The organism is Bradyrhizobium sp. NC92 (assembly GCF_025200865.1).
Lineage (GTDB): Bacteria > Pseudomonadota > Alphaproteobacteria > Rhizobiales > Xanthobacteraceae > Bradyrhizobium.
Map to the genome: position 1 here is coordinate 5,107,642 of NZ_CP104171.1, position 24,167 is coordinate 5,131,808.

Consider the following 24,167-nt stretch of genomic DNA (forward strand, 5'->3'; position numbering starts at 1 on the left):
CCTCGACACTATTTGACCTTACCCAGCGGCAGCAGGTTGGCGATCTTCTCGCCAAGCCGCATCAAGGCGACCAGCCGCGGCCGCGGCACTTTCAGCATCTGCATGAACCAGTGGTCGGCGAGCTCGGTGAACGCGAGCATCTCCTTCAGGCGCTTGGCCGCGACGGGACTGATGCCGGGATCGTCCGTGGCATCGGATACGCAGGCGCGAAGCGCTGCGATCGCCGGGTCGATCTCCCGCTCCTTGCGCCGCGCTGCGATCCTCGCGGCGATCTCCCAGATGTCGGTCTCCGCCTCGTAATGGTCGCGGCGGTCGCCCAGGATCGGCACCCGCCGGATCAGGTTCCAGGCGAGCAGCTCCTTCAGCGAGTTGGAGACGTTGGAGCGTGCCATGCCGAGCGTGTCGGCGATGTCCTCGGCGGTCATCGGCGCCTCGGCGAGATAAAGCAGCCCATGAATCTGGCTCACCGAGCGATTCACTCCCCACTCGTCGCCCATATCGCCCCAATGCAGGATGAAGCGCTCGACGGCGGCGGGAAGTTTCTTCTTTCCGGTTATTTCTGTCATGACAGAAGTATCTGACGAACCCGACTTCTTGTCAAGAAGAAGCCTTGCATACGGCCCGCCAGGGCCTGCTTAAAAATGTCCCAGACGGCGGGAACCATCCCGACCTCTTCGGCGTTTGTTCCCGTCGAGGCGGGGTCCGGAATGGCCGAAAAGTTCAGTCAACAGAGAGACCTGTTCGAGAGCGAGCGCAGTTTTCGGCTGTTGGTTGAGGGTGTCGCCGACTACGCCCTCTATATGCTTGACCCAAACGGGACCATCACCAGCTGGAACATCGGCGGCGAACGCATCAAGGGTTACCCCCCCGAAGAAATCCTCGGCCAGCATTTTTCCCGTTTCTACACCGAGACCGACCGGGCCAATGGCAAGCCGGCGCGGGCGCTCGGAATCGCGCGCGAAAAGGGCCGATACGAGGAGGAAGGCTGGCGCGTCCGCAAGGACGGCACGTTCTTCTGGGCGAGCGTCGTAATCGACCCGATATACGAGGACGGCAGGCTGATCGGCTTCGCCAAGATCACACGCGACATCACAGAGCGTCGCAATGCCCAGCTCAAGCTCGAGGCGATGCAGAAGCAGCTGGCCGAGTCGCAGAAATTCGATGCGCTCGGACAGCTCACTGGCGGGGTGGCCCACGACTTCAACAATCTTCTGATGATCATCAGCGGCAGCCTTCACATCCTGAAGAAGAACGCCGCCGACGACCCCAAGCTCGAGCGCGCCATTTCGGCGATCGACACCGCGACCAAGCGCGGCGCAGCGCTGACCAACCAGCTTCTCACCTTCGCCCGGCGGCAGAGCGTCAACCCGCAGGCGATCGATTTTGCCGAACGCGTCGCGGCCATCCGCGAGGTGCTCGACGCGGGCGTCGGCAGCTCCGTGCGTATCGCCTTCGACATTCACTCCGACACCTGGCCGATCAAGGCCGACGTCTCCGAGCTCGAGACCGCGCTGCTCAACCTCGTCATCAATGCCCGCGACGCGATGCCGGACGGCGGCACGGTGACGATCGCGGCACGCAACGTCGTGCTGAATGAGGCGCCCCTCGTCGGCGATTTCATCGCGATCGACGTCCGCGATACCGGGCTTGGAATTCCCTCCGACGTCCTCGACAAGATCTTCGAGCCGTTCTTCACGACCAAGGCGATCGGAAAAGGCACGGGCCTCGGCCTTTCGCAGGTCCACGGCTTCGCCCACCAGGCCGGCGGCACGGTGAAGGTGGCAAGCGAGCTCGGCAAGGGCACGACATTCACCATCGTCCTGCCGCGCGGCACGGATGTGCCGTCGCGGGAGACGGCGGGAACGGCGTTCCGCGGCAGCGGCACGGTGCTGCTGGTCGAGGACAATCCCGATGTCGCGCTGGTCAGCATCGGTCTTCTGGAGCAGCTCGGCTATCAGGTGCGCCGTGTCGCCGATGCCGAAGCGGCATTGCGCGAGATCGAGAGCGACGGCGTCGATTTCGTGTTCTCGGACATCGTCATGCCCGGCAAGATGGACGGCCTCAGCCTCGCCCATCACCTCCGCCAGATCCGTCCCGGCCTGCCGATCCTGCTCGCCACCGGTTACAGCGAGGTCGCCGCCGGCGTGCGCGGCGATTTCCCGATCCTGCGCAAACCCTACGAGATCCACGAGCTGAGCGAGGCGATCTCGAAACTGCCAAGGTGAATGTTTCTTCTTCACCTCTCCCCGCTTGCGGGGAGAGGTCGAATTCGATCGCAGATCGAATTAGGGTGAGGGGGTACAGGTCTTTCTACGACCGCTCGCGTTGAGAGAAGCCCCTCACCCTAACCCTCTCAGCGCGAGCGAAGCTCGTCGCGACCCCGTAAGAACGGGGCGAGGGAACACCGCCTGCGGGGAAAGAACACCTACACCGTCGGCAGTACGGAAAACGCTTCCCCTGCCCTGCGCAAATTCAGCTCATCCACGCTTGCGGTTTCACTGGTGACACTGTCGACGCGCGAGAGCGGCGGGCCGTGGCGGCACAGCGCGACCATGTCGGCAACGTGCGTCGGCGCACCCGCGAACAGCGCCTCCACGCTGCCGTCACGGCGGTTGCGGACCCAGCCTTCGAGGCCACACGCGGCGGCCTGGAACTCCACCCAGGCCCGATAACCGACGCCCTGCACGCGGCCGCGGATCATGACCTGGAGAATCACCCGGCTCATGGCTTCGATCCGAGCCAATCGGCGCTGCGCGCCTTGACCGCGGCCTCGCGCGCAACGCGGGCCATCAGCTCCGACGATGCCACGCCCTTGAGGCTCTTTGGCGCCGTGCCCTCGCGCAACGCCTTCTGCGTCTCGTACACGGCTTGCGTCGCCGCGGCGATCGGCGCATGGCCCTGCAGCGCGATGCGGACGCGCTGACCGGCAAGATAATCGAGCCCGCTCAATTCCTCCGACGCGCCGCCGAGCACGATCGGCAGGCGCGTGGCGGCGGCAATCGCTTCGAGCTCGGCACGCGACTTGACGCCGGTGAAAAACAGCGCGTCGACGCCGGCCGCCTCGTAAGCCTGGGCGCGGCGCACCGCATCCTCGATCGAGGTGATCGCGGCTGCGCCCGTGCGGCCCATGATGACCAGCGAGGGATCGCTGCGGCCGGCGAGCGCCGCCTTCATCTTGCCGACGCCCTCTTCGAGGGAGATCAGCTGCGCCTTCGTCTCACCGAATGCCGCCGGCAGCAGCGTGTCCTCGATGGTGAGGCCGGCCGCGCCGGCCGTCTCCAGCTCCTGCACCGTGCGGCGCACGTTGAGCGCATTGCCGTAGCCGTGATCGGCATCGACGAGCACCGGCAGCGCGGAGGCGCGGGACATCCGCCGCATCTGCTCGGCGAGCTCGGTGAGCGTGATCAGCGTGACATCGGGGTCGCCGAGCACGGCGAGAGAGGCCACCGATCCGCCGAACATGCCGAGCGGAAAGCCGAGATCCTCGGCAATTCGGATCGAGATCGCGTCATAGACCGAGCCGGGATGGACGCAAATTGGGCCCGACAGGGTGGAGCGCAGTTTCTCGCGGCGGGAACGAAAGGCCATGGTGCCCTCTCAATTGTTGCGACGCAGCCGCAACATACTCCGTCATTGCGAGCGCAGCGAAGCAATCCAGAATCTTTCCGCGGAGGCAGTCTGGATTGCTTCGCTGCGCTCGCAATGACGGTGTTGATGGGGCCCGACGAGAGCCCCACTCACACGCTTACGCAAACTCCAGGATCAGCGCGTCGACCGCAAGTGTCGCGCCGGCGCTGGCGTGAATCTTCTTCACCGTGCCGTCCTGCTCGGCGCGCAGCACGTTCTGCATCTTCATGGCTTCGACCACGGCGAGCGTCTCGCCGGCCTTGACCTCCTGCCCCTCGTTCACCGCGATCGAGACGACGAGGCCCGGCATCGGGCAGAGCAGCTTCTTGCCGCTGTCGGAGGCCGTCGTCACCGGCATCAGCCGTGCGGAGGTCGCTTCGGCCTCGGTCCAGACATAGACCGGGACCTCGACGCCCTGATGCGCGAGACGGATGCCGTTCGGAATCGGCCGCGCCTGCACGGCGACGAACTGCCCGTCGATGGTGCCCTGCCAGACCGGATCGCCCGGCTTCCACGGCGACTGCAACAGATGCGCAGTGCCGGCCTTGCCGTCGGCATCGATGAAGCGGATCGCGATCGCCTCGCCTTCGCGCGCGACCTCGAGCAGGATCTCATGGCGGTCGAGCCAGACTGCGCGACGGCGCTCGCGCTGCACCACGCGGCCGCCCATCTGGCCGGAGATCTGCCGCTTGCGCGCCCCCAGCACGTGATCGATCGCGGCGCCGACCGCGGCGATGCGCCGCGCGACCTCGCCTTCGGGCACCCGCACCGCAAAGCCCTTGGGGAATTCCTCGGCGATGAAGCCGGTCGAGAGCCGGCCCTCGCGCCAGCGCGGATGATGCATCAAGGCCGACAGGAACGGGATGTTGTGGCGGATGCCATCGACATAGAACGAATCCAGCGCGGTGGCCTGCGCCTCGATCGCAGCCGCGCGCGAGGGCGCATGGGTGACGAGCTTGGCGATCATCGGATCGTAATGGATCGAGATCTCGCCGCCCTCCTGCACGCCGGTATCGTTGCGGATGGTGATGCCGTCCTTGCTGGCCTCCGCCGGCGGGCGATATTTCACGAGCCGTCCGATCGAGGGCAGGAAGTTGCGGAACGGATCTTCCGCATAGAGGCGCGATTCCACCGCCCAGCCCGTCAGCGTGACGTCCTTCTGCGCGATGGTGAGCTTCTCGCCGGCGGCGACGCGGATCATCTGCTCGACGAGGTCGACGCCGGTGACGAGCTCGGTGACGGGATGCTCGACCTGGAGGCGCGTGTTCATCTCCAGGAAGTAAAAGCTCTTGTCCTGGCCTGCGACGAACTCGACCGTGCCGGCGGAATCATAGTTCACGGCCTTGGCGAGCGCGACCGCCTGCTCGCCCATCTTGCGGCGGGTCGCCTCGTCCAGCAGCGGCGACGGCGCTTCCTCGATGACCTTCTGGTTGCGGCGCTGAATCGAGCATTCGCGCTCGCCCAGATAGATCACGTTGCCATGCTTGTCGCCCAGCACCTGGATCTCGATGTGGCGGGGATCGACGATGAACTTCTCGACGAAGACGCGGTCGTCGCCGAACGAGGCCTTCGCCTCCGCCTTGGCGAGGTTGAAGCCCTCGGCGACCTCGGCCTTGGAATGGGCGATGCGCATGCCCTTGCCGCCGCCGCCGGCGGAGGCCTTGATCATGACGGGGTAGCCGATCTCGTCGGCGATGCGGACCGCGTGCTTGTCGTCCTCGATGACGCCGAGATAGCCCGGCACGGTCGAGACTTTTGCTTTTGCGGCGGCCTTCTTGGACTCGATCTTGTCGCCCATTGCCGCGATCGCCCCGGGGTTCGGGCCGATGAAGACGATGCCGGCGGCTTCCAGCGCGCGCGGAAACGCCTCGCGCTCGGACAGGAAGCCATAGCCGGGATGCACGGCCTCGGCGCCCGTCTTGCGACAGGCCTCGACGATCTTCTCGATCACCAGATAGCTCTCGGCCGCGGCCGGCGGGCCGATCAGCACCGCCTCATCGGCCATCTCGACATGAAGGGCATCGCGGTCGGCCTCGGAATAGACCGCAACCGTTTGAATTCCCATCTTGCGGGCAGTCTTGATGACCCGGCAGGCGATTTCGCCGCGATTGGCGATCAGAATGCGTTTGAACATGCTTTTCTTGAGTCTCGACCTTGGGCGGGACCCCTTCCCTGGCCGTTCGAGCCTATGGGAGGGGCCGTGTGGCTCCCGTGGTACATCAAAATGGGCCGGAGGCAACGGTCTAAATCCGGGGACTCTGGCGTACCAGCGCAAGACCGAAATGGGCCACCCGGCGCGCCCTGGGCACGCCGTGCGGCATCCCTAGGGCTTCCCAGGCTTGGCCACGTCCCGGACCAGGTCATGGATGAAGCCCAGCTTGCCGACCACCGCGGACGACAGGATAAAGGGATAGAGGTCGCGCAGGCCCATAGCGCGGTTGACGCTGTTCATGGCGAAGGTGAAGGGCAGCCATGCATTCACCAGCGCCTCGACATGCCTCGCTTCGTAGGGGTTGAAGCGGATGCGCGCGGTCAACTCCCCGCCGCGGTCGATCTTGGGACGCACCTCCATGCCGAACTCGGCGGCCATTTCCAGGGTGTCGACGATGTGGAGGTAATGCGCCCAGGTCTCGGCAAAATCCTCCCAGGGGTGGGTCGTGGCATAGGCCGAGACGTAGTTCTGCTGCCAGTCCGGCGGCGGCCCTTCGGCGTAGTGACGCTGCAACGCCTGGCCGTAATCGACGGAATCATCGCCGAAGACGGCGCGGCACTGGTCGAGCTTGCCGCCATCGCGCACCAGCACGTCCCAGAAATAGTGCCCGACCTCGTGGCGGAAATGCCCGAGCAGCGTCCGGTACGGCTCGCCCATCTCGAGCCGGCGCCGCTCGCGCTCGATGTCGTCGGCCTCGGTCAGTGCGATCGTGATCAGGCCGTTGTCGTGGCCGGTCATGACCTTCTCGCCGCTGTGCGGATCATCGGCGAGAAAATTAAAGATCAGGCCATGCTCGGGATTGTCCTGGCGGGTCTGAAGCGGCAGCTTCCAGCGGATCAGGGAATAGAATAGACGGTGTTTTGCCACCTCCAGCTCGCGCCAGCCGGCGAGCTGCGCCGGATCCGAGAGGTTTGGCACCGTCCCATTGTGACGGCAGGCGCGGCAATAGCCAGTGGTATCGGCGGCGTCGGTCAGCCAGTTGCAGGCGTCGTACTCGGCATTCCGGCACAGCGTCCGGCTTTCGCCCTTGTCGGCGAGGATTCTCCATGCCGCCCCGTCGGCCTCGATCGCCGACATCGTCTCCTTCTCCGGCAGGAAGGCGATCCGATGGCCGCAGCGTTCGCAGGCGCGGTTCTCGAAATAGAGGACGTTGCCGCAGGCCTGGCAGACAAAGAGCTTCAAGATTTAGCCTCGTGGGAAAGGAAAGCTTGTAAGAGAGCTGGCGCCTCGCGACGACGCATCAATCAGCCGATCGTTCCAGTATTCGGAACAAATTGCCAGACCGGACGTTGCCACCGCGTACTTCTCCACGTTCAGGCTCGCGCCACCATTTCCGGGCACCACCTGCCCTCTAAACAATGGCCATCACGCCCCGTCTGTGTGAATATCGGTCCGGCACGCGCGCACCTAGATGACAACGGCCGATGCCTTGAACGATCCCTTGCCCGAAACCATCGCCGCCGAAAGGCTGCGCCAGCACCTCGAAGACGTCGCGCGCGAGCGCGACAACGCTTATCGCGCGCTGCAGGAGCGCGAGGCCGAGCTGGCGCGCATCCAGCGCATCGGCAAGGTCGGCGGCGTCGAGGTCGATTTCCGCGAAGGCTTCAAGAACCGTCGCTCGCCCGAATATCTGATGATCCACGGCCTCCCGCCGGAAGCCGCCGAGGAGTCGCACGAGGATTGGGTCAACCGTATCCATCCCGACGACCGCGACGCTACCGTCAAGCATTTCTTCGAAGCTCTCGCCGGAGCGAGCGAAGACTATAGCGCTGAATACCGCATCATCCGCCCCAGCGACGGCGAGACCCGCTGGATCCGGGTGGTCGCCAAGATCGAGCGCGACAAGGACGGCCGCGCCATCCGGCTCGTCGGCGCCCATATCGATATGACCGACCAGGCGCTGGCGCGCGAGACACTTCGCGAAAGCGAGGAGCGCTTCCGGCTGATCGCCGACAGCGCGCCGGTGCCGATCTGGGTCACCAAGCTCGACCGCAAGCGGTCCTTCGCCAACCAGGCCTATGTCGATTTCGTCGGCCTGCCCTACGATCAGGCCATCGATTTTGACTGGCGCAAGGTGCTGCACCCCGACGACCTGCCGCACGTGCTGCAGCAATCCGTCCAGGGTGAAGCGTCCCTCAAGCCCTTCGTGCTGGAAGCGCGTTACAAGAACGCCAGCGGCGAATGGCGCTGGCTGCGCTCGGAATCGCAGCCGCGCTGGGATGCGACCGGCAAGCATATCGGCTTCATCGGCGTCGCCCACGACGTCACCGTCGCCAAGCAGGCCGAGATCGAGCTCAGGCGGCTGAACGAGACGCTCGAAGAGCGCATCGCCGAGCGCACCGCCGAGCTCGAAGCCAACCAGGCGCGGCTGCGCGCGATCCTGGAGACCAGCAATCAGTATCAGGGCCTGGTCAATCTCGAGGGCGAACTGGTCTACGCCAACAAGACCGCGCTCGCCGGCATCAAGGCGAATTCCGCCGACGTGATCGGAAAGCCGTTCTGGGACACGCCCTGGTTCACCGGCACCGACGGTATGAGTGCCGCCGTGCGCGAGGCCTTCGAGACGGTGCTCAAAGGCGAACCCGTGCGGCTGGAGATGCGCCTGCGCCTTCCCGTCGGCGAGCGCGATTTCGACTTCGGCATGCGGCCCGTGCTCGACCGCCACGGCGCCATCACCGGCGCCGTGCCCGAGGCGGTCGACATCACCGAGCGGCGTCGCGGCGAGGAAGCGCTGCGGCAGTCGCAGAAGATGGAGGCGATCGGTCAGCTCACCGGCGGCGTCGCGCACGACTTCAACAATCTCCTCACCATCATCCGCTCGGCGACCGATTTCCTGCGCCGGCGCGAGCTGCCGGAGGAGCGCCGCCGCCGCTACGTCGATGCCATCTCCGAGACGGTCGAGCGCGCCTCCAAGCTGACCGCGCAGCTTCTGGCCTTCGCGCGCCGCCAGCCGCTCAAGCCGCAGATCTTCAACGTCGGCAGTCAGGTCGAGGGCGTGGCGCAGCTGGTCCGGCCGCTGGTCGGCGGTCGCATCGAGATCGCCGTGGAGATTCAGGACGCCGATTGCTTCACGGTGGCCGACATCGCCCAGTTCGAGGCTGCGCTGATCAACCTCGCCATCAACGCCCGTGATGCCATGGACGGTGAAGGCCGCCTCACCATCGCCGTGCGCAAGGTCTCGGGAATCCCGAGCCTGCGCGCACAATCGGCGCGCGGCGGCGACTATGTCGCGATCTCCGTCAGCGACACCGGCAGCGGCATCGCGCCGGAACATCTCGACTCGATCTTCGAGCCGTTCTTCACCACCAAGGAGGTCGGCAAGGGCACCGGCCTCGGCCTCAGCCAGGCCTTCGGCTTCGCGAAGCAGTCCGAGGGTGACATTGCGGTGACGAGCACGCCGGGCAAGGGCGCGACCTTCACCATCTATCTGCCGCGGGCGCAAAGCCCGGCGACGGACAAGGAAGCCGCGGCGCTGAGCCACGAGGCGGCCACGACCGGGCGTGGCTATCGCGTGCTCGTGGTCGAGGACGATGACGAGGTCGGCCGCTTCTCCACCGAGCTCTTGGAGGATCTCGGCTATGTCGTCCGCCGCGCTGCCAATGCGAACGCGGCGCTGGCGATCCTCGGCGAAAACGAATTTGCCGTCGACCTCGTGTTCTCCGACGTCATCATGCCCGGAATGAACGGCGTCGAGCTCGCCGGCATCATCCGCGAGCGCTATCCGGGCCTGCCCGTGGTGCTCACCTCCGGCTACAGCAACGTGCTCGCCGAGAACGCCCACCGCGGTTTCGAGCTGATCCAGAAGCCGTATTCGGTGGAATCGCTCTCGCGCATCCTGCGCAAGGCGATCACGGAGAAGCTATCGGTGGCAAGGTGAGTGTGACATTCGCTAGAAGCTGCCACAATTTCCGTCACTGCGAGCGCAGCGAAGCAATCCAGACTGTTCCTGCGGCAAGACTCTGGGGGAAGACAGCCGTTCCGACATCGGTTATCGATGCCGAATGACTGACCGAACCTCAAGGACTGACCGTGCCGTCTAACGCCATCTGGGCCTGGAGCATCACCGCCGTCGCGACCGCAGGCGTCATCATCCGGCCCCTGTCCCTGCCCGAGGCGATCTGGGCCGTGATCGGCGCGAGCGCGCTGGTGCTGCTCGGCTTGCTGCCGTGGCAGGACGCCCTTGTCGGCATCGAGAAAGGTGTCGACGTCTATCTCTTCCTGATCGGCATGATGCTGATCGCCGAACTGGCGCGGCTTGAAGGCCTGTTCGATTATCTCGCCGCGCTTGCGGTGGAATATGCACGCGGCTCGCCGCAGCGGTTGTTCCTGCTGATCTACCTCGTCGGCACGCTGGTGACGGTGCTGCTCTCCAACGATGCCACCGCGATCGTGCTGACGCCGGCCGTCTATGCAGCGACGCGCGCGGCCGGCGCGAAGCCGCTGCCCTATCTGTTCGTCTGCGCCTTCATCGCCAATGCCGCGAGTTTCGTGCTGCCGATCTCCAACCCCGCCAATCTCGTCGTGTTCGGCGCCCACATGCCGCACCTGACGGAATGGCTGCGCCTGTTCGCCCTGCCCTCGGCGGCGTCGATCCTGCTGACCTACATCGTGCTGCGCCTGACCCAGCACCGCGCGCTGAAGGAAGAGACGATCGCGCGCAGCGTACCGCATCCCAAGCTCGGACGCGGCGGCAAGCTCACCGCAATAGGCATCGTCGCGATCGGCATCGTGCTGGTCACGGCGTCGGCGCTGGACAGGCAATTGGGTCTGCCGACCTTCGTCTGCGGCGTGGCGACGGCCGCCATCGTGCTGCTGATCAACCGGCAATCGCCCTTGCCCGTGCTGCACGGCGTGTCCTGGAGCGTGCTGCCGCTGGTCGGCGGGCTCTTTGTCATGGTCGAAGCGCTGGTGAAGACCGGCGTGATCGCGCAGCTCAGCGCACTGCTGCATCAGGCGGTGGCGCAGTCCGTGACGAAGGCCGCCTGGAGTGTCGGTATTGCCACCGCGCTCGCCGACAACATCGCCAACAACCTCCCGGTCGGCCTCGTCGCCGGCTCGGTCGCCGCCAGCGATCATCTGCCCCCGCCGGTGGTCAGCGCCATCCTGATCGGCGTCGATCTCGGCCCCAATCTGTCGGTCACCGGCTCGCTCGCCACGATCCTCTGGCTGGTCGCGCTCCGGCGCGAGAAGATCGAGGTCGGCGCCTGGCCATTCCTCAAGCTCGGCCTGCTGGTGACGCCGCCGGCCCTGATCGCGGCGCTAGCCGCCGCGATCAGATAGCACTCATCTTCAGTCGTTCTCGTAGCCGTAGACTTCCGGCAGGATGAAGATTGCCGCGAGCAATCCGATCAGCGGGAAGATCGCGACCATCAGCGTGGCATTCGCCTGCCCGATCGCGGCAAACACCGTCGGGAACAGGAAGATCGCCAGGAACGACGGCAGCTTCACGAACATGTAGGCGAAGCCGCTGGCGGTGCCGCGATATTGCGGACGGGCGACCATGGTCGGGATGGTCATGCAGTTCGAGGCGTCCCAATAGTGGCCCCACAGCATGCCGGCCGCGGCGAACGGCAGCAGCATCTTGTTGTCGGTGTAGAGCGCGAACGCGGCGACCAGCAGCGATACCAGCACGATGGAGAAGCCCGCGATGGAGATGCCGCGATGGCCGATTTTTGGCGTCAGCAGCGGCCCGACCCATCCCGACAGCGCTGCGAAGGAAAACAGCGCCATTGTCACCAGGTTGATGCCGAGCACGCTCGACACGCCGACCATCACGAACAGCACCGGCAGGTAGAACGCGAAGGTCGAGAACTCGCTGGCCTGCGCGAAGCAGGCGATCCAGCCATACAACGTGGCGCGCCAGCGAATCGGATCTTTCTTGAGGTCGGCGAGGAACGCGCGGGTGCTGGTTTTGGGAACCACGACGTCCCGATCCGGCAGCATGTCGAGATTGTCGTTGAACATCTCGCGCGCGACCTGCTTGGCTTCCCGATAGCGGCCCTTCTGCACCAGCCACACCGCCGTCTCCGGCACGTCGTGACGCATGATGAGGATGATCAGCGCCGGCACCGCGCCGAGGCCGAGCGTCACGCGCCACAGCATCTCGTGGTTCATGTCGACCAGAAGGAAGATCACAATGACGCCGATGGTGAGGACCTCACCGACGGCAAACATGAACTGCCAGCGGTTGCCCATGACCTCGCGCTCGCCCTTCGCCATGGATTCCATGATGTAGGTGTAGCCGGTCGAGATGTCCGAGCCGAGCGGAATGCCGAGCAGGAAGCGGATCACGACGAGCCAGCCGACGCTGGGCACGAAGGCCTGCGCCAGTGCCAGCACGATGAACAGCACCATCGTGACCAGGAACATCACGCGGCGGCCGATCTTGTCCGACAGCCAGCCGCCGAGCAGCGCACCGATCAGCGCCCCACCTTGCGTGCCCGCGGCGGCAAGGCCGAGCATCAGCGGATCGGGATTGTACTGCTCCTTGATGAAGATCAGCACGAAGGCGATCGAATAGAGGTCCCAGGCCTCGACCAGGATGGAGGCCATCATCAGCCAGCCGACCTTGTTGCCCTTGGGACTGTAGTTCGTGATGAGGTAGCGGACCGCGGCTTCGCTCGCGGTCGCTTGTGGCATCGCCATCGTTGACATTCTTCTTCCTTTCTTCAGAACTCTCCAAAGCGCGATGAGATCAGGATCTCATCGCGCTTTAGCTTGTTGTGTTGTGCATGATCGCTTCGGAAAACCGCTGCACACTTTGCGCGAGCGCGGCCCTTCGGGTCCGGACCATGCTCTACGCGCCGAGCAGCGGCTCGATGCTGCAATCGAGCAGGCGCGGATCGATCCCGGCCTCCATCCCTGAGAACATCTCGCCCATGTAGTCGATCAACGCATCGCTCGCCTTCACCGCGTCCTCGACGCGGCGGTTGGCGACGGCTGCAAGAATGGCGAGATGATGATCGATCGTGCCTGACAGGTCCGCCTGTCCCGGCATGAAGCGGTGGTGGATGTAGCCGATGCGGCGATACAGCGTGTGCAGCGGCCGAAGCGTGTGCACCAGGAACGGCTCGCCGGCTGCCTCCAGCACCAGCGCGTCGATGCGGCGGTCGAGGCTGTTGAACTCGTCGAGTGTCAAAGTGGCGCGACGTTCGCGCAGCAAACGCTCGATGTGCAAGGCCTGATTGCGGTGGGAAAGACTGGCGCGATCCGCCGCGAGGCGAATGACAAAACGCTCCATGTCGCGTCGCAGGCCGAGCAGCATGCGTTCGCGCGCCAGATCGATCGGCGCGATGTTGAGGCCATGACGGGGCCGGATGATGATGAGGGTGTCGGCGGAGAGACGATTGACGGCGTGATGCACCGGCGTGCGGCCAAAACCGGTGATTTGCTGCAATTCCAGCATGGTCATGAATTGGCCGGGCTTGAGCTCGCAATGAACCAGGAGCTCTTCGATCCTTTGATAGGCCAACTCGAAAAAGTTGAGACGATTGCTGCGGGAGCGCCGGCCTCCGCCGTCATCCTCGTCTTTCACCACTTCGAGCGCGCGCTTGCGCCGTGCCATGTCGTCCTCCCGTCAGCCCGCGCTCTCGTTGCAGGATGGCGCCCTGGTTGTGGCACCCTTAAAACATGTTGTGATATATTACAAGCGTAAGACGTCGGCACGGCCTGCAACATGTTGCAGCGCAAAATGAGACGTCGGGTGCGAAGCGCCTTTCGATGGGAGGATAGTTGCCGTGAAGATCACGTCGATCGAGACACTGCGCACCGAGGAATTTTCCAACGTCATTTGGGTCCGCGTTCACACCGACACCGGTCTGATCGGTCTCGGCGAAACCTTCTATGGCGCCCGCGCCGTCGAAGCGCAGATCCACGACACCTTTGCCGGCCGCCTGCTCGGCCGCAATCCACTGCACATCGAAGCGATCCATCGCGACATGCTGAACCTGCCGATGGCGCAGTCCTCCACCGGCGTCGAATACCGCGCGGCCTCCGCGATCGACATCGCGCTGTGGGATCTGTTCGGCAAGGTCTGCGGCCAGCCGGTGCACCAGATGCTCGGCGGCCTCTGCCGCGACAAGCAGCGCATCTACAACACCTGCGCCGGCACCCAATATGTGCGCTCGACCAATATCAGCCCGGTGGCCAATTGGAATCTCGGCGCCTCCAAGGGGCCCTATGAAGATCTCGACGGCTTCATGAACCATGCCGATGCGCTGGCCGAAAGCCTGCTCGAAAGCGGCATCTCGGCGATGAAGATCTGGCCGTTCGATCCGGCGGCGCAGGAGAACAAGGGCCTCTACATCACCGCATCGCAGATGAAGCAGGCGATCCAGCCGTTCGAGAAGATCCGCAAAGCCGTCGGCGACAAGATGGAGATCATGGTCGAGCTGCACTCGCTGTGGAATTTGCCGACCGCCAAGCAGATCGCCCGTGCGCTCGAGCCCTACAAGCCGACCTGGTACGAAGACCCGATCCGGATGAACTCGCCGCAGGCGCTGGCCGAATATGCCCGCTCGACCGACGTCTGGGTCTGCGCCAGCGAGACGCTGGGTTCGCGCTTCCCCTACAAGGACATGCTCGACCGCGACGCCATGCATGTGGTGATGGCCGATCTGTGCTGGACCGGCGGTCTCACCGAAGGCCGCAAGATCGCGGCGATGGCCGAGACCTATCACCGGCCCTTCGCACCGCACGATTGCATCGGCCCGATCGGCTTCATCGCCGCCATCCACATGTCCTTCAGCCAGCCCAACACCCTGATCCAGGAATCCGTGCGCGCCTTCTACAAGGGCTGGTACAATGAGCTCGTCACCACGATGCCCACCATCAAGGACGGCTATGTCTTCCCGATGGAAGGTCCCGGCCTGGGCGTCGACCTTCTGCCAGCCGTCTTCGAGCGCACCGATCTCATCGTGCGCCGCTCCAACGCTTGAGGATCTATTGAGATGAGCACCGCCCTTTTCGACCTTTCCGGCCGCACCGCGCTCGTGACCGGCTCCTCCCGCGGCCTCGGCCGCGCCATTGCCGAGGGCATGGCCAAGGCCGGCGCCAAGCTGATCATCAACGGCGTCGATCCCGAGCGTGTCGAGCAGGCCGTCGCCGAGTTTCGCGCCGCCGGCCATCAGGCCGAAGGCGCCGCCTTCAACGTCACCGATGAGGCCGCAATCGTGGCGGCGTTCAACGACTTCGACAAGAAGGGGATCGCCGTCGATATCCTCATCAACAATGCCGGCATCCAGCACCGCAAGCCGCTGGTCGAATTCACTACCGACGAATGGCGCAAGGTGATCGAGACCAACCTCACCAGCGCCTTCGTGATCGGGCGCGAGGCGGCCAAGCGCATGATCCCGCGCAAGCACGGCAAGATCATCAATATCGGCTCGCTCGGCAGCGAGCTCGCGCGCCCCACCATCGCGCCCTACACCGCGGCCAAGGGCGGCATCAAGAACCTGACCCGTTCGATGGCGGTGGAATGGGCCCAGCACGGCATCCAGGCCAATGCGATCGGCCCCGGCTACATGCTCACGGACATGAACGAGGCGCTGGTCAACAACGCCGACTTCAACAACTGGCTGATGGGCCGCATCCCCTCCAAGCGCTGGGGCAAGCCGGATGAGCTGGTGGGCGCCGCGATCTTTCTCGCCTCGGATGCGTCGACCTACGTCAACGGCCAGATCATCTATGTCGATGGCGGCATGATCGCCGCGATGTGACCGCCAAGACAGCGAAGGAGCAAGCCATGCGCGCCGTCGTCATCCACGCCCCGAAGGACCTGCGGATCGACAATTATGCCGATCCGGCCCCCGGCCCTGGCGAGGTCCGCGTCAAGATCGCCAATGGCGGCATCTGCGGCTCCGATCTGCACTACTACCATCACGGCGGTTTCGGCGTCGTGCGGATCCAGCAGCCGATGGCGCTGGGTCACGAGATCGCCGGCGTCGTTGCGGATGTCGGTGACGGCGTCACCAGCGTCAAGCCGGGCACGCGCGTCGCGGTCAACCCGAGCAAGCCGTGCGGGGCGTGCCTGCATTGCCAGGAGGGCCTACGCAACCAGTGCCTCGACATGCGCTTCCTCGGCAGTGCCATGCGCTTTCCCCATGTGCAGGGCGGCTTTCGCGAGTTCATCGCGGTCGACGCGACGCAGGCCGTGCCGATCGGGGACAAGCTGTCGCTGGCGGAAGCCGCGGTCGCCGAACCGCTCGCGGTGTGCCTGCATGCCGGCAAGCAGGCCGGTCCCCTGCTCGGCAAGCGCGTGCTGATTACCGGCTGCGGTCCGATCGGCGCGCTGATGATTTTGGTCTCGCGTTTCGGCGGCGCGTCCGAGATCGTTGTCACGGATGTGGCCGACGCCCCGCTCGCGGTCGCGAAAAAGCTCGGCGCCACGCATGCCATCAACGTCGCGACCAATGCCGCCGCGCTCGATCCCTGGCGCGCCGGCAAGGGCGTGTTCGACACGCTGTTCGAGGCCTCCGGCAACCAGGCCGCGCTCCGCACCGCGCTCGACGTGCTCAGGCCCGGTGCGACGCTGGTGCAGCTCGGCCTCGGCGGCGAGATGACGCTGCCGATCAATTCGATCGTCGCCAAGGAATTGCAGCTCCGCGGCACCTTCCGTTTCGATCCCGAGTTCGAGCTCGCGGTACGCCTGATGGGCGAGGGCCTGATCGACGTCAAGCCGCTGATCACGGCCACCATGCCGTTCGAGAACGCCGTCGCCGCTTTCGAGCTCGCCAGCGACCGCTCGCAGTCGATGAAGGTGCAGCTTACCTTCTAGGTGCGTCGGTGGCCTGCTGGCTGTCGATCAGCCGGTCGCTGATCAGGCGAACCGCACCGCGTTTCCAGGAATAGTCGGCGCCCATGCGCAGGCCGCTGTCGCCCCGCGCCAGCACCGCGCCGGTCCTGGCATCGCGAACCTGGAAGCCGAGCGTGTATTCGGTGCGGCTGACGCGGCGCACCACGCCGATCAGCGATTGGTCCGCACCGAGCTTGCGTGCAATGGAAGCCTCGCAGCCGCCGCAATCCCGCAAAGCGCCGGTTTTCCCCGCCTCTCCGCTAACGTCGACGATCCGGTAACGGCCGGAATGCCCGAGCGCCTCGCGCACACCGCCAGTGACCTCCGCGAGATATGACGCATCTGACGCAGCGGACGCGCCCGCTGAAGCGGCCGTCATGTCCTCGAGCTCGAAATCGAACACGGCAAGCTCGACCGGCGCAGGCGTGCCGAGCGCAGCCATGACCTCGCGAGACACAAAGATCTCGGCGCGCTCCCATGCTTCATCATTGTCGCCGCGGAAGCTGTAGAGCTTGTCCAGCACGAGCGTCTTGGCGCCGACGTTGATCACGGCAACCTTGGCCCATTGCACCAGCGTGCTCGTCTTCTGAATGCCGCCGACCACCTTGAACGCCGCTCCGTCCTGGGCCGAGGACACCAGCCGATAGCGACCACCCTCCCCGATGTCTCGTCTGAGTGCGGCCATGAACGCCGCCAGCCGCCGCTCGTGGGCGGCGGTCTGGTTGGTCGGCTCGGCCGAGGTGTCGGTGTAGCTGAAATCGTCCATGGCAACCCCGATGGCGGACTGCGCAGCGACGGGCGAGCAGGAGAGGAGGAAGAGGAGACAGGCAGAGAGAACCGGCCGGGAGCGGTGCATGAACGGACCTCGTGGATGGAACGCAAATCTGCGCGGGCCACCTCACGCCCCGCAGCCGTCGCCGTCCCGACCAACGCCGGGAAAATTTCACGACGTTGCACTGCGGCAAGTCGGGAACGCTTCCCGCCGCTGGCGTTCTGCTTTTAAATGAGCGCGCGACAAGCCCGTTCGCACCAGGTGCAAGCCGATGTGGAATCGCCCGAGGTTCGATCTCAAGGTCCGTCTGACGCTGCGCGTCGCCGCGATATCGGCCGCCTGCTTCGCCGCGATCTCCACCTATTTCCTTGTCACGGCTGACCGCGCCGCGCATGCGCGCATCGACGGGATCGCCGCCATCGTGGCGAAGACGCTGGAGCTGCAGCAAGGCAAGGTGCAGTGGGCGGCAAGCCCTCGCTCGGACTTTCCGAACCTCGACCCGGTGTCGGCCCATGTCATGACGCCCGGCCTGTGTCTTGGATTCCGTGGGCCGAGCGGCGAGATGCTGCAGCGTTTCTGTAGCGGCGCGCCTGCCCCGGCCAGCCCGCCGCCGCAAGCCTTCGCCGCCTTCTATCGCGGCGTGTTCGACCCCGGCCGCGAGGCGGCTCGGCCCGTGATCGTACGCGGAACCAAGCTCGGCGAGACCGTGGTCTCGCTCGACCCGGCGGTGCAGACGGCGGACGCCTGGCACGAGGCCGGCCGCCTGATGATCGCGCTTGCGATCGCGCTGCCGCTGCTGTGCGCGCTGGTCTATGCCGCACTGGCCCGCGCGCTGCGCCCCACCCGCATGATCGGCAGCGGCCTCGAACGCATCGCCGCCGGCGACCTCACCGCCCGGCTGCCGCCATTCGACCTCGCCGAGCTCTCCGCCATCCGCGACGTCTTCAACCATCTCGCCGAAAGCCTCGACACCGCGCTCGCCGAGCGGAGCGAACTGACGCGGAAGCTGATCGCGCTCCAGGACGAGGAGCGCCGCCATCTCGCCCGTGAGCTGCATGACGAATTCGGCCAGTCGCTCGCCGCGATCCGCGCGCTGGCCGCATCCGCCCGCCAGACTGCGGCGCAGGACTGTCCCGGCTTGCTCGGCGAATGCGACAGCATTGCCCGCACCGCGACCGGCATGATGGAGACGCTGCGCGGCGCGTTGTTCCGGCTGCGGCCGCCCGATGTCGACGAGCTTGGCCTCGTCGCCAGCCTCGAAGGCCTGGTGTCGGGATGGAACGGCCGCAGCCGCGGCCAGCCCCGCTTCGAGATCCGGTTCGACGGCGCTTTCGACAGCGTGCCCGCCGCCGTCAGTGCCAACCTGTATCGCATCGTGCAGGAGGCGCTCACCAACGCCACCAAGCATGCCGGCGCAACGAAGGTCAGCCTGCATCTGACGATGGCCGGCAGCGAGATCGCGCTCGCGATCGAGGACGATGGCCGGCCGAACGAAGCTGCCGCCAAGTCCGGTATGGGCCTGCTCGGCATGCGCGAGCGCGTCGCTGCACTTCGCGGCCGGCTCAGCTTTGAGACCGGCCCTCACGGCTCGGCGCTGCGCGTAATCATTCCGCTCGCGGCTGCCGCGTCTGAGGCCCTGGAGCATGCGGCATGAGCGCAGTTGAAGCGACGATCCTGCTGGTCGACGACCATTCCGTCGTCCGCGAGGGCTATCGCTCGGTGCTCCAGAAACAGCCGGGCTTGCGCGTCGTCGCCGAGGCGGCCGACGGTGCGGAAGCCTATCGCCTGTACAAATCCGAGACGCCCGACCTCGTCATCATGGACCTCAGCATGCCCGGCATCGGCGGCATCGAGGCGGTCAGGCGGATCAGGCAGTGGGACAAGACTGCGCGGATTCTCGTTTTCACCATGCACGAGAACGCCGGCTTTGCCGTGCAGGCGATCCGCGCCGGTGCACGGGGTTACGTCACCAAGACCAGTCCGCCCGAGACCTTGGTGCGCGCGGTCAAGGACGTGCTCGCCGGCAAGATCGCCATCAGCCCCGACATCGACCACGAACTTGCGCTCAGCCGGATCAGCGGCGAGACCTTGGCCGCCGACGTGCTGACGCCGCGCGAGTTCGAGGTGCTGCGGCTGCTGCTCGCCGAGAACACGACGGAGGAGATCGCCGAGACGCTCCACGTCAGCCCGAAGACGGTGGCGAACCTGCATTCCCTGATCAAGGACAAGCTCGGCGTCGGCTCCGACATCGAGCTGGTCCGGCTGGCGCTGCGCCAGGGCATCTTGACCGAGGTCGATCTCGGAGAAGCCTGATCGCGGCGTGGCCGCAGATCACTCACGCGCGACCACCGAGTCCAGCCACGCGCAGTTGAGCGGCGGCACGCGCGGATCCGCGACGCGCACGCCGCGCGCAGCCGCATCCATCCGCATATCGCGCAGGCGCTTGCGCTGCTCTTCCGGCATATTGAGCCGCTCGTGCCCCCAGAGCGATGGCCCATCAAAGGTCTCGTGCGGCTGCCAGGTTTCGGGATCGATGACGCGTCCGCCCCAGCCGTACTCGATGAAGAAGCCGGACGGCGTATTCACGTAGAACGAGGTCATGTGGTCATTGGTGTGCCGGCCCAGCGTGTAGGCGATGCGTCCCTCGTCCATTTGCGCGAGGTCGTAGCCCTGCCCGACATCGTCGAGGCAGCCGAGCTCGACCATGAAGTGATGCATCGCCTTTCGCCCCGAGCCGACCATCGCAAAGGAGTGGTGGCGGCCGTTGACGTGGAAGAAATAGAGCCCGTAAGGCTTCAGCCCGAAATCGGAGACGTGAAAGCCGAGCACGTCGCGATAGAACGGCAACAGCGGCTCGACGTCCTCGACGTTGAGCACAACATGCCCCATGCCGAGCGCCCCGGTGCGGAAGCCCGAGATCGGGCGGCCCGGCCTGAACGGCTCGCTCGCAAGCTCCGGCTTGCAAAAAGCCTCCAGCCGGTTGCCGGCGGGATCGGCAAACGCGATCAGCTCGGCGACATGCCTCTCGTCAGCGAGCGCGCGCGAGCCTCGGACCACCTTGATGCCATGGCTTTCCAGCCGTCCAGCCAACTTGTCCAGTTCGGCCGTCGAAGGAACTTCCCATCCCATCACCGCAAGGCCGGCATCGCTGCCGCCGTCGACGATCAGCCGCTGCTTGCGGTCGTCCATGCGGAAGGCCCGCATCTTGCCGCCGCGATCGACCTGCTGCATGCCGAGCAGCCCGGTCGCCATCTGGCTCCACTGGTCGAGCTGGGACGAACTGATTCCGATATAGCCGAGCGCTGCGATTTCCATCGAATTCCTCCCGAAGGCATCGCGGCCGCCGTATTGCGGCGAGCTTGATACCAGCCGCGCGCGATCCTACGGTGGCGTTCCGCAATCGCCTCGCGTTCGCAACGACAATAAGCGCGCCGCGATATGCCACAAGGGAGGAAGTAGGAAGTGTCCAAGGAGCGGACGCGGAACGGCCAGCCTCGGCAGTCTGAGGGCGTCCGCGCCTTCAAGCGCGGGCTCGACGTGCTGCAGGAGGTCAACCGCTCCGGCGGCATCCGCGCCGGCGACGTTGCCCGCGCGCTCGACTTGCCCCGCCCCACCGTCTATCGCCTGCTCGAAACCCTGGAGGAGCTCGGCTATATCGCCCGCAGCGCCAGCGACGACCGATTTCGCGTCACCCGGCGCGCGTTGAGCCTCGGCGACGGCTACGATCCCGGCGTGGTGATCTGCCAGGCAGCGGCGCCTTATCTCGCCGATCTCAGCAAGAAGCTGGTCTGGCCGGTCGATCTCTCGACTTACGAGAACGCGGCCATGGTGGTGCAGGAGACCACGCATTCTCGCAGCCCGCTCTCGATCGACCGCGGCATGATCGGCAAGCGGCTGCCGATGCTGCGCACGTCTGCGGGCCGCGCCTATCTCGCCGCCTGCCCCGCGCGCGAACGTGATCTCATCATCAATCATCTCCGCCGCATCGACGAGGTGGACGACCGCCCCTTCCTCGACCAGGGCCGGCTCGACCGCATGATCGCCGAAACCGCCGCGCGAGGTTACGCCATCCGAAGCGAGGGCGAATACAATCCCAAGACGGCATCGATTGCCGTTGCCATCGTGCGGGACGGCGCCGTATTCGGCTGCATCTCGATCATATGGATCCGCTCGGCGCTGGGGATCGACGAAGCGGTCGCGCAGTTCGCAAGCCAGCTGCTGGACACGGCGTCGGCCATTCCTGTCGCGGGTTAGAGACCGTCCGCTGGGCGGACACTTGGCACGCCGGCGTTGAAGGGCCGGCCTTGCCTGGGGAAAAGATACCCCATGCAAGATAAATCCACCCCAGAAGAGTTTGACGTCGTGATCGTCGGCCGCGGGCCGGTGGGTGCCACGCTCGCCAACCTGCTCGGCCTGTGCGGCGTGCGGACGCTGGTGCTGGAGCGCGAAGCGCGGACCTATCATCTGCCGCGCGCGGTGCATTTCGACGATGAATGCATGCGCGTGTTCCAGACCATCGCTCTTGGCGACGCGATCCTGCCGCATGTCATTCTCAGTCCCGGCATGCTCTTTCTCGATGCCGCCGGCCGCATGCTGCTGGATTGGTCCCGTCCGCAGACGTTGACGCCGATGGGCTGGCATCTCAGCTACCGCTTCCACCAGCCGGATCTGGAGGACGTGTTGATCGGCGGCCTCGCCCGCTGGCCACACGTCACCTTGCAGAGCCGCTGCGATGTGTTCGCGCTCGATCAGGACGAGCACGGCGTGCGCGTCCGCTACGAAGACCTCTCCAACGGAAGGCTCAGCGAGGTCCGCGCCGGATATGTGATCGGCTGCGACGGCGCCCGCTCCCTGGTGCGCCGCTTCATCGGCTCGGGCATGGACGACCTCGGCTTCCACGAGCGCTGGCTGGTCATCGACGTTCTGCTCAAGCGCACGCGCGACGACCTCGGCGACTACAGCCTCCAGCATTGCGATCCCAGTCGGCCCGCAACTTACGTGCGCGGCACCGGCACGCGGCGGCGGTGGGAGATCACGGTTCTGCCCGACGAGGACTCGCAGGAGGTCGCACAACCCGCGAAGGTCTGGGAGCTGCTGTCGCGCTGGATCACGCCCGACGATGCCGAGATCGAGCGCGCCGCGGTCTACACGTTCCATTCGGTCATCGCGCAGCAATGGCGGAACGGGCGATTGCTGCTCGCGGGCGATTCCGCGCACCAGACACCGCCCTTTCTCGGCCAGGGCATGTGCGCCGGCATTCGTGATGCCGCGAACCTCGCCTGGAAGCTGGCGAGCGTGATCCGCGACGGCGCCGCACCAGATCTGCTCGACACCTATCAGAGCGAACGCCTGCCGCATGTGCGCGAGTTCATCGAGCTCGCCATTCGCCTCGGCGGTGTCATCAACACCAAGGCGATCGAGGCCGGCCTTGCCGCCGGCGAGGCGCGCGAGAACGCGCCGGTCAAGCTGGAAGTGAAGAAGCCCCTGCTCGGCCCCGGACTAGGGTTCGGCGACCTGCCGCTCGCCGGACATCTCGCACCGCAATTCATGCTGAGCGACGGACGCCGCAGCGACGACCGGACCGGCTATCATCATGTCCTGCTCATCGAGACGGCGGCCGCACTGCCATCGCGCCTCGCACTGTCGCAGACCGGGATCGAGATCCTCGCCGGCGACGAGGCCGAAGGTGTCAGAGACTGGCTGCGCGAGCACGGCATCATCGCCGCACTGGTTCGTCCCGACCGGTACATCCGCGGCACCGCCTGCAACGAGGCCGAGCTCGACCGCCTCATCGCCGCCATCGCGCCTCCAACCCAAATTCCTTCAGCCCAAGCGCCCTCCGCGGCCTGACCGAACCCTCTCAAGGACCTTTCATGAAGCTGCTCTCATTCAGTGTGGACGGACGCTCCTCCTTCGGCGTCGTCAAGGACAACGGTGTCGTCGATCTCGGCGCGCGGATGGCGGGCTGCACCACGTTGCGGCAGCTGCTCGAAGCCGGTCGCCTCGGCGAGGCGGCAAGACTGGCCGCCTCCGCGGCCCCCGATCATTCGCTCGACAAGGTCAGCTTCGCGCCCGTGATCTCTGATCCCGGCAAGATCATCTGCGTCGGCCTCAATTATCGCGATCACGTGGCCGAGACCGGCCGCACCGTCACCGAAAGGCCGGCGCTGTTTGCGCGCTTCGCCTGTAGCCAGGTCGGCCATCTCCAGCCCATCGTGAAACCAGGGGTGAGCGACGACTTCGACTATGAAGGCGAGCTCGCGCTCGTCATCGGCAAGGCGGGCCGTCACATCCCCCCTGGCAGCGCGCTCGATCACATCGCCGGCTATTCCTGCTACAACGAAGGCAGCATCCGCGACTGGCAGCGCCACACCAGCCAGTTCCTCGCCGGCAAGACCTTTGCCGAAAGCGGCAGTTTCGGTCCGTGGCTGGTGACGACGGACGAGATTCCGGATCCGTCAAAACTCACCTTGCAGACAAGGCTGAACGGCAACGTCGTGCAGAACACCACGACGGATCTCCTGATCACCGCCATCCCCGAGCTGATCGCCTACATCTCCACCATCTGCCCGCTCGTGCCCGGCGACGTCATTGTCACGGGCACGCCGGGCGGTGTCGGCGCCAAGCGCACGCCGCCGCTGTGGATGCGGCCCGGCGACACCGTCGAGGTCGAGATCTCCGGCATCGGCACCTTGCGCAACACGGTGATCGCCGAACCGGCCTGACCGCCAAGACCAATCCATCAACGATAAACTTGAGGAACG

At 65.7% G+C, this 24,167-nt stretch carries 20 protein-coding genes; 11 read left to right on the forward strand and 9 right to left on the reverse strand.

Annotated elements, in window-relative coordinates; translation table 11 throughout:
- Positions 1-8: 8 nt before the first annotated feature.
- Positions 9-566 carry a GbsR/MarR family transcriptional regulator gene (locus N2602_RS24015; RefSeq protein ID WP_172783297.1) on the reverse strand — a complete coding sequence of 186 codons (558 nt, stop codon included), beginning with the start codon at positions 564-566 and terminating at the stop codon, positions 9-11.
- A gap of 141 nt (positions 567-707) precedes the next feature.
- Here N2602_RS24015 and N2602_RS24020 point away from each other — a divergent pair, with 141 nt between their 5' ends.
- Positions 708-2,225: a PAS domain-containing sensor histidine kinase gene (locus tag N2602_RS24020; RefSeq protein WP_172783296.1), complete on the forward strand. Its 1,518-nt coding sequence runs from the start codon at positions 708-710 to the stop codon at positions 2,223-2,225.
- A 200-nt stretch (positions 2,226-2,425) separates the two neighbouring features.
- Here N2602_RS24020 and N2602_RS24025 read toward each other — a convergent pair whose 3' ends face one another.
- The 4 genes from N2602_RS24025 to N2602_RS24040 form a co-directional block, all read right to left on the reverse strand.
- Positions 2,426-2,725, reverse strand: coding sequence for an acylphosphatase (locus N2602_RS24025; RefSeq protein WP_172783295.1), 300 nt, complete (start codon positions 2,723-2,725; stop codon positions 2,426-2,428).
- A complete protein-coding gene (locus N2602_RS24030; RefSeq protein WP_260379669.1) occupies positions 2,722-3,588 on the reverse strand; it encodes an oxaloacetate decarboxylase in 867 nt (288 codons plus the stop codon). The genes N2602_RS24025 and N2602_RS24030 overlap by 4 nt, the downstream gene beginning before the upstream one ends.
- 157 nt (positions 3,589-3,745) lie before the next feature.
- Positions 3,746-5,761, reverse strand: coding sequence for an acetyl/propionyl/methylcrotonyl-CoA carboxylase subunit alpha (locus tag N2602_RS24035; RefSeq protein WP_172783293.1), 2,016 nt, complete (start codon positions 5,759-5,761; stop codon positions 3,746-3,748).
- A gap of 189 nt (positions 5,762-5,950) precedes the next feature.
- Positions 5,951-7,021: a putative zinc-binding metallopeptidase gene (locus N2602_RS24040; protein WP_260379670.1), complete on the reverse strand. Its 1,071-nt coding sequence runs from the start codon at positions 7,019-7,021 to the stop codon at positions 5,951-5,953.
- Positions 7,022-7,250: 229 nt separating this feature from the next.
- Between N2602_RS24040 and N2602_RS24045 the strand changes: the two genes are divergently transcribed.
- Complete coding sequence (locus tag N2602_RS24045) at positions 7,251-9,716, forward strand: PAS domain-containing sensor histidine kinase (protein ID WP_260379671.1); 2,466 nt, start codon at positions 7,251-7,253, stop codon at positions 9,714-9,716.
- 152 nt (positions 9,717-9,868) lie between these two features.
- Entirely contained in the window at positions 9,869-11,119 is a 1,251-nt protein-coding gene (locus tag N2602_RS24050) for an arsenic transporter (RefSeq protein ID WP_260379672.1), read from the forward strand.
- Positions 11,120-11,128: 9 nt separating this feature from the next.
- Here the strand turns inward: N2602_RS24050 and N2602_RS24055 are convergent, their stop codons facing one another.
- Positions 11,129-12,493 (reverse strand): MFS transporter, encoded by a 1,365-nt coding sequence (locus N2602_RS24055; protein ID WP_172783289.1) that lies wholly within the window; start codon positions 12,491-12,493, stop codon positions 11,129-11,131.
- 142 nt (positions 12,494-12,635) lie between these two features.
- Positions 12,636-13,403: a GntR family transcriptional regulator gene (locus N2602_RS24060; RefSeq protein ID WP_172783288.1), complete on the reverse strand. Its 768-nt coding sequence runs from the start codon at positions 13,401-13,403 to the stop codon at positions 12,636-12,638.
- A 172-nt stretch (positions 13,404-13,575) separates the two neighbouring features.
- Between N2602_RS24060 and N2602_RS24065 the strand changes: the two genes are divergently transcribed.
- The 3 genes from N2602_RS24065 to N2602_RS24075 are packed head-to-tail and all read left to right on the forward strand — an operon-like array spanning position 13,576 to position 16,613.
- Positions 13,576-14,775: a mandelate racemase/muconate lactonizing enzyme family protein gene (locus N2602_RS24065; protein ID WP_260379673.1), complete on the forward strand. Its 1,200-nt coding sequence runs from the start codon at positions 13,576-13,578 to the stop codon at positions 14,773-14,775.
- A gap of 12 nt (positions 14,776-14,787) precedes the next feature.
- Positions 14,788-15,555, forward strand: coding sequence for an SDR family oxidoreductase (locus tag N2602_RS24070; protein ID WP_172783286.1), 768 nt, complete (start codon positions 14,788-14,790; stop codon positions 15,553-15,555).
- A 26-nt stretch (positions 15,556-15,581) separates the two neighbouring features.
- Positions 15,582-16,613 (forward strand): L-idonate 5-dehydrogenase, encoded by a 1,032-nt coding sequence (locus N2602_RS24075; protein ID WP_172783285.1) that lies wholly within the window; start codon positions 15,582-15,584, stop codon positions 16,611-16,613.
- Here the strand turns inward: N2602_RS24075 and N2602_RS24080 are convergent.
- Complete coding sequence (locus N2602_RS24080) at positions 16,603-17,487, reverse strand: DUF3280 domain-containing protein (protein WP_172783284.1); 885 nt, start codon at positions 17,485-17,487, stop codon at positions 16,603-16,605. The two genes, N2602_RS24075 and N2602_RS24080, sit on opposite strands and share 11 nt — an antisense overlap.
- Before the next feature lie 187 nt (positions 17,488-17,674).
- Between N2602_RS24080 and N2602_RS24085 the strand changes: the two genes are divergently transcribed.
- Both N2602_RS24085 and N2602_RS24090 read left to right on the forward strand, forming a co-directional pair.
- The gene (locus tag N2602_RS24085) at positions 17,675-19,057 is read left to right on the forward strand and encodes a histidine kinase (RefSeq protein ID WP_260379674.1); all 1,383 of its coding nucleotides are present in this window, start codon (positions 17,675-17,677) and stop codon (positions 19,055-19,057) included.
- A complete protein-coding gene (locus N2602_RS24090; protein WP_172783282.1) occupies positions 19,054-19,716 on the forward strand; it encodes a response regulator transcription factor in 663 nt (220 codons plus the stop codon). The genes N2602_RS24085 and N2602_RS24090 overlap by 4 nt, the downstream gene beginning before the upstream one ends.
- 18 nt (positions 19,717-19,734) lie before the next feature.
- Here N2602_RS24090 and N2602_RS24095 read toward each other — a convergent pair whose 3' ends face one another.
- On the reverse strand, positions 19,735-20,718 hold the full coding sequence (locus tag N2602_RS24095) for a VOC family protein (protein ID WP_260379675.1): 984 nt from the start codon (positions 20,716-20,718) through the stop codon (positions 19,735-19,737).
- 147 nt (positions 20,719-20,865) lie between these two features.
- On the opposite strand from N2602_RS24095, the gene N2602_RS24100 reads away from it, so the two are divergent.
- The 3 genes from N2602_RS24100 (at position 20,866) to N2602_RS24110 (ending at position 24,128) form a co-directional block, all read left to right on the forward strand.
- Positions 20,866-21,657: a DNA-binding transcriptional regulator gene (locus tag N2602_RS24100; RefSeq protein WP_260379676.1), complete on the forward strand. Its 792-nt coding sequence runs from the start codon at positions 20,866-20,868 to the stop codon at positions 21,655-21,657.
- Between the two features lie 72 nt (positions 21,658-21,729).
- Entirely contained in the window at positions 21,730-23,253 is a 1,524-nt protein-coding gene (locus N2602_RS24105; RefSeq protein ID WP_260379677.1) for a bifunctional 3-(3-hydroxy-phenyl)propionate/3-hydroxycinnamic acid hydroxylase, read from the forward strand.
- Between the two features lie 23 nt (positions 23,254-23,276).
- Positions 23,277-24,128: a fumarylacetoacetate hydrolase family protein gene (locus N2602_RS24110; RefSeq protein ID WP_260379678.1), complete on the forward strand. Its 852-nt coding sequence runs from the start codon at positions 23,277-23,279 to the stop codon at positions 24,126-24,128.
- Positions 24,129-24,167: the final 39 nt, after the last annotated feature.